General features: G+C 53.8%; 3 protein-coding genes and 1 pseudogene. 1 reads left to right on the forward strand and 3 read right to left on the reverse strand.

Annotated features, from left to right (window positions below; genetic code table 11):
• Nucleotides 1-104 precede the first annotated feature (104 nt).
• Nucleotides 105-504: pseudogene (locus ACTBDZ_RS15580) on the reverse strand (antiterminator Q family protein).
• A 257-nt stretch (nucleotides 505-761) separates the two neighbouring features.
• Between ACTBDZ_RS15580 and ACTBDZ_RS15585 the strand changes: the two are divergent.
• Nucleotides 762-1496, forward strand: coding sequence for an XRE family transcriptional regulator (locus ACTBDZ_RS15585; RefSeq protein ID WP_438815987.1), 735 nt, complete (start codon nucleotides 762-764; stop codon nucleotides 1494-1496).
• A gap of 71 nt (nucleotides 1497-1567) precedes the next feature.
• Here ACTBDZ_RS15585 and cysH read toward each other — a convergent pair whose 3' ends face one another.
• The gene (gene cysH, locus ACTBDZ_RS15590; RefSeq protein ID WP_438815988.1) at nucleotides 1568-2302 is read right to left on the reverse strand and encodes a phosphoadenosine phosphosulfate reductase; all 735 of its coding nucleotides are present in this window, start codon (nucleotides 2300-2302) and stop codon (nucleotides 1568-1570) included.
• A 12-nt stretch (nucleotides 2303-2314) separates the two neighbouring features.
• On the reverse strand, nucleotides 2315-4012 hold the full coding sequence (cysI, locus tag ACTBDZ_RS15595) for an assimilatory sulfite reductase (NADPH) hemoprotein subunit (RefSeq protein ID WP_438815989.1): 1698 nt from the start codon (nucleotides 4010-4012) through the stop codon (nucleotides 2315-2317).
• Between the last annotated feature and the right edge of the window lie 250 nt (nucleotides 4013-4262).

Raw genomic sequence — 4262 nt, forward strand, 5'->3', positions numbered from 1 at the left:
TTTGAAACAACTATGGTGATCTGTTCCGATGATTACCCAAACTTTCTATTTATTCAACAAAGCCTCGTTGATGTTCTCGGCGAGCGATACCGTCGAATTTATTCTTAAAGTAGGTGCGGAATGACGGCTTTTTGGCATTCAAGATCGATATCCAGTTTGATATCCATCATGCTCAGGCAGCCATCGATAAATCCTTCTGCCATTTGTAGCTGCTTTAATACCAGCGTATGTGAAATGCCCAGTTTGGTACCAATCGCCCTCACCGGCAGGCCAAGCACATAGTGCCACTCCAATAGCACATGCAGATACGGGTCGCGTTTTTTCAGACACGCCATCGCCCCCATTGACAATCAACCCATCGTCATCGCAACACGATGGGCGCGAGCGCTGGCTGGAGGGCAGCAACCCGCGGAAGCCCGCCGCCACCGATGAGTAATACAGCTCGTGTTCGGTATGAGAGGCCCATGCGCCATAGCGCTCAAGCACCTTTTGGATATCACGAATCATCTCGCCACCTTTGTTGTTTCTATACCGTTATCTGACAAGACCATTGGGATCTTGCCGCACCGTCCCCTGGAGTAACAAAAGAGCAGCAGTCATAGACTGCCACCGAAAAGCTATTGATTTAATTAAGAACTAACGTCCGTTACTCACGCGTAGCCGCGTTTTGTTAGTGTGATAATACCTTTTTCTATCATTAATAGCAAAAGGTATTGCCATTTCACTTGAAAAGCAATAGCGAATGCTATAAAGTTACTGGCATGAAAACGATGAACACTTTGGCAGAACGGCTCAACTATGCGATGTCGCTGACGGGAATGACTCAGGGGCAATTGGCACGCGCCGTTAACATGGCTCAGCCGACAATCTGGCGCTTGACCTCCGGTCAGGCGAAAGGAACATCGCGTATCATTGATATCGCCGATGCGCTGGGAGTCCGTCCTGAATGGCTGGCAAATGGTGATGAACCCATGCGTGCACCTGCGGTAACGCCTTACGACTCGCGCTCCAACATTCCCCCGGAATCCCAGTGGGGAACGGTTGACGTGTGGGACAGCCACACCCCCTTGCGGGATGATGAAGTGGAAGTGCCGTTTCTGAAAGATATTGAATTCGCCTGCGGGACTGGGCGCATCATGAATGAAGATCATAACGGGTTTAAGCTGCGGTTTTCCAAATCGACCCTACGCCGCGTCGGTGCAAATTCGGATGGCTCTGGCGTACTCTGTTTCCCGGCCAAGGGCGACAGCATGGAACCATTTATTCCCGATGGCACAACCGTCGCCGTCAACACCAACGATAAGCGCATTATTGATGGCAAGATCTACGCCATCAGCCAAAACGGTTGGAACCGCATCAAGTTGCTGTATCAGGTTGGGCCGAACACGGTAAGCATCCGCAGTTACAACAGTGCTGAACATCCCGTGGAAGAGAAATCCCTCAGCGACGTCGATATTATTGGCCGCGTGTTCTGGTGGGCGGTTCTGGACTACTGATTCCTGAGCCAGCGCTGTGCACAAAAAAGGCCGTTAACCAACGGCCTTTTTTGTGCACAGCACGATGTCACTCACCCCTCGTGCAACCCACACTCCCGTTTTAAACCGAAGAAGCGCGTTTCCTCTTCGCTCATTCCCGGTTCCCATTTACGCGTGGTATGCGTATCCCCTACGGACAGGTATCCCTGATCCCACAGCGGATGGTAGGACAAACCGTGCTGCTTGAGGTATTGATACACTTGCTTGTTATCCCAATTGATAATCGGCAACACCTTGAAGACGCCACGTTGGATAGCCAGCACCGGCAGATGTCCACGGCTGCCCGACTGCTCGCGCCGCAACCCGGCAAACCAGGTTTGTGCTTGTAGCTCACTCAGCCCGCGATTCATCGGTTCCACTTTGTTTAGCTGGTTGTACTGCTCAATGCCTTCAACGCCCTGTTCCCACAGCTTGCCATAGCGCGCTTCCTGCCAGGCCGGGGAGTGCTCGGCGCGATACACCTTCAGATTGAGTTTCAACTGCTCGGTCAGCGTATCGATAAACTGGTAGGTTTCCGGGAACAGGTAGCCGGTATCGGTGAGGATCACCGGAATATCAGGGCGCAGTTGCGTGACCAGATGCAGACTCACCGCCGCCTGAATGCCGAAGCTGGAGGAGAGCACATACTCTCCCGGCAAGTGCTCCAGCGCCCAGGCTACGCGCGCCTCGGCGGAGAGCGTTTCCAACTGGGCGTTGGTTTCTGCCAGCGCTTGCGCCTGCTCCGGTTTGGGTAGCGCATTGAGCGCTTCAAGAGAGAATACCGACATCATGCCTCCCGGTTAATCGTAAAAATCGCGCGCCGGATCGAGCACCGGCTTGATAATGCCGCTACGAATCGCAAAGTCACCGAACCCTTCTCTCTGCTGGCGCTCCAGAGCCCAGCGGCCAATCAGACCATCCAGTTCGCTCAGGATATCCGCCTGCGTGATATTTTCGCGGTACATACGCGGAATGCGCGTGCCTTCGCGGTTACCGCCCAGATGCAGGTTGTAGCGCCCAACGGCTTTCCCCACCAGACCAATTTCCGCCAGCATGGCGCTGCCACAGCCGTTCGGACAGCCGGTTACCCGCAGTACGATATGCTCGTCGCCCACGCCGTGGCGCTGCATAATTCCTTCCACCTCGGTGACAAATTCCGGAAGAAAACGCTCGGCTTCCGCCATCGCCAGCGGACAGGTTGGGAAGGATACGCAGGCCATCGAGTTTTTACGCTGCTCGCTGACGCTATCGTCAATCAAATCGTGCTCGCGCGCCAGCGCTTCAATCTTCGCTTTATTGCGCGTACTCACGCCCGCCACAATCAGGTTTTGGTTCGCCGTCAGGCGGAAATCCCCTTTATGGATTTTGGCGATTTCAGCCAACCCGGTTTTCAACGGACGCCCTGGATAATCGAGAATACGGCCATTTTCGATAAACAGCGTCAGGTGCCATTTGCTATCGATGCCTTTCACCCAGCCAATGCGATCGCCACGGCCAGTAAATTCATACGGGCGCACCGATTCAAAGGTCACGCCTGCGCGCTTTTCCACTTCGCGTTTGAAGGTGTCAACGCCGACACGCTCCAGCGTATATTTGGTTTTGGCATTTTTGCGGTTGGTGCGGTTACCCCAATCACGTTGCGTGGTCACCACCGCTTCGGCCGCGGCCAGCGTATGCTCAATCGGAATATAACCCAGCTCACTGGCAGTGCGCGGATAGGTTGCCTTATCGCCGTGGGCGATAGAAAGGCCGCCACCTACCAGACGGCCATTATAGGCAATAGCAATAAAATTAAGGTCGTTGGCGTGCAGATCGACATCGTTTTGCGGCGGGATCACTACCGTGGTTTTGAACTTGCGCGGCAGATAGGTCGCGCCGAGGATCGGTTCTTCATCGGTGGTGGCGACTTTCTCTTGATCCAGCCAGATCTCGGCGTAGGCACGGGTACGTGGCAACAGGTGCTCGGAGATCTTCTCCGCCCAGTCATAGGCCTGCTGATGCAGCTCGGATTCCACCGGGTTAGAAGTACAAAGCACGTTACGGTTCACATCGTTGGCAGTCGCCAACGCATCCAGCTCCAGATGGTTCAGCAACTGGTGCGCCGGTTTCACGTTCGGCTTCAGAATACCGTGAAACTGAAAGGTTTGGAGGTTGGTGATACGAATGCTGCCATAGAGCGTGCTCTCGGCGGCAAATTTATCAATCCCCAACCACTGTTCCGGCGTCATCACTCCACCGGGCAAACGGCAGCGCAGCATCATGGCATGACGCGGCTCCAGCTTTTGCTCGGCACGCTCAGCGCGAATATCGCGGTCATCCTGCTGATACATGCCGTGAAAACGGATCAGCAAAAAGTTGTCGCCGTTAAAACCGCCCGTCAGCCCTTCCTGCAAATCTTCAGAAATGGTACCGCGCAGGTAGTTGCTTTCCCGCTTCAGGCGCTCCGCATCAGCGAGTTTCCCTTCTACCACTAACGGGCCGGGATAACGTTCATCGATTGGTAATTTTTCGCTCATTGATAAAGATCTCGCTAGTACACATCGCGCTGATAACGGCGCACAAGGCGCAGTTCGCTTAAAAATTCATCGGCCTGTTCGGCATCCAGACCGCCGTGGGTAACGATGATGTGTACTAGCTCAGACCTGATCTGACAGTTACCGGTTATTTATACAGGTGTCTGTCAGATTAAATCTGGTTCAGATTTTTTTCTGCCCAGACCCGTTTACCATCAAGTAATGTTGCCATTGG

Source organism: Symbiopectobacterium sp. (assembly GCF_051710365.1).
Lineage (GTDB): Bacteria > Pseudomonadota > Gammaproteobacteria > Enterobacterales > Enterobacteriaceae > Symbiopectobacterium.

Bases quoted from the DNA above. Each gene is read 5' to 3' on its own strand.
- ACTBDZ_RS15585 (WP_438815987.1), top strand. From the start codon at position 762: ATGAAAACGATGAACACTTTGGCAGAACGGCTCAACTATGCGATGTCG.
- cysH (WP_438815988.1), bottom strand. From the start codon at position 2,302: ATGTCGGTATTCTCTCTTGAAGCGCTCAATGCGCTACCCAAACCGGAG.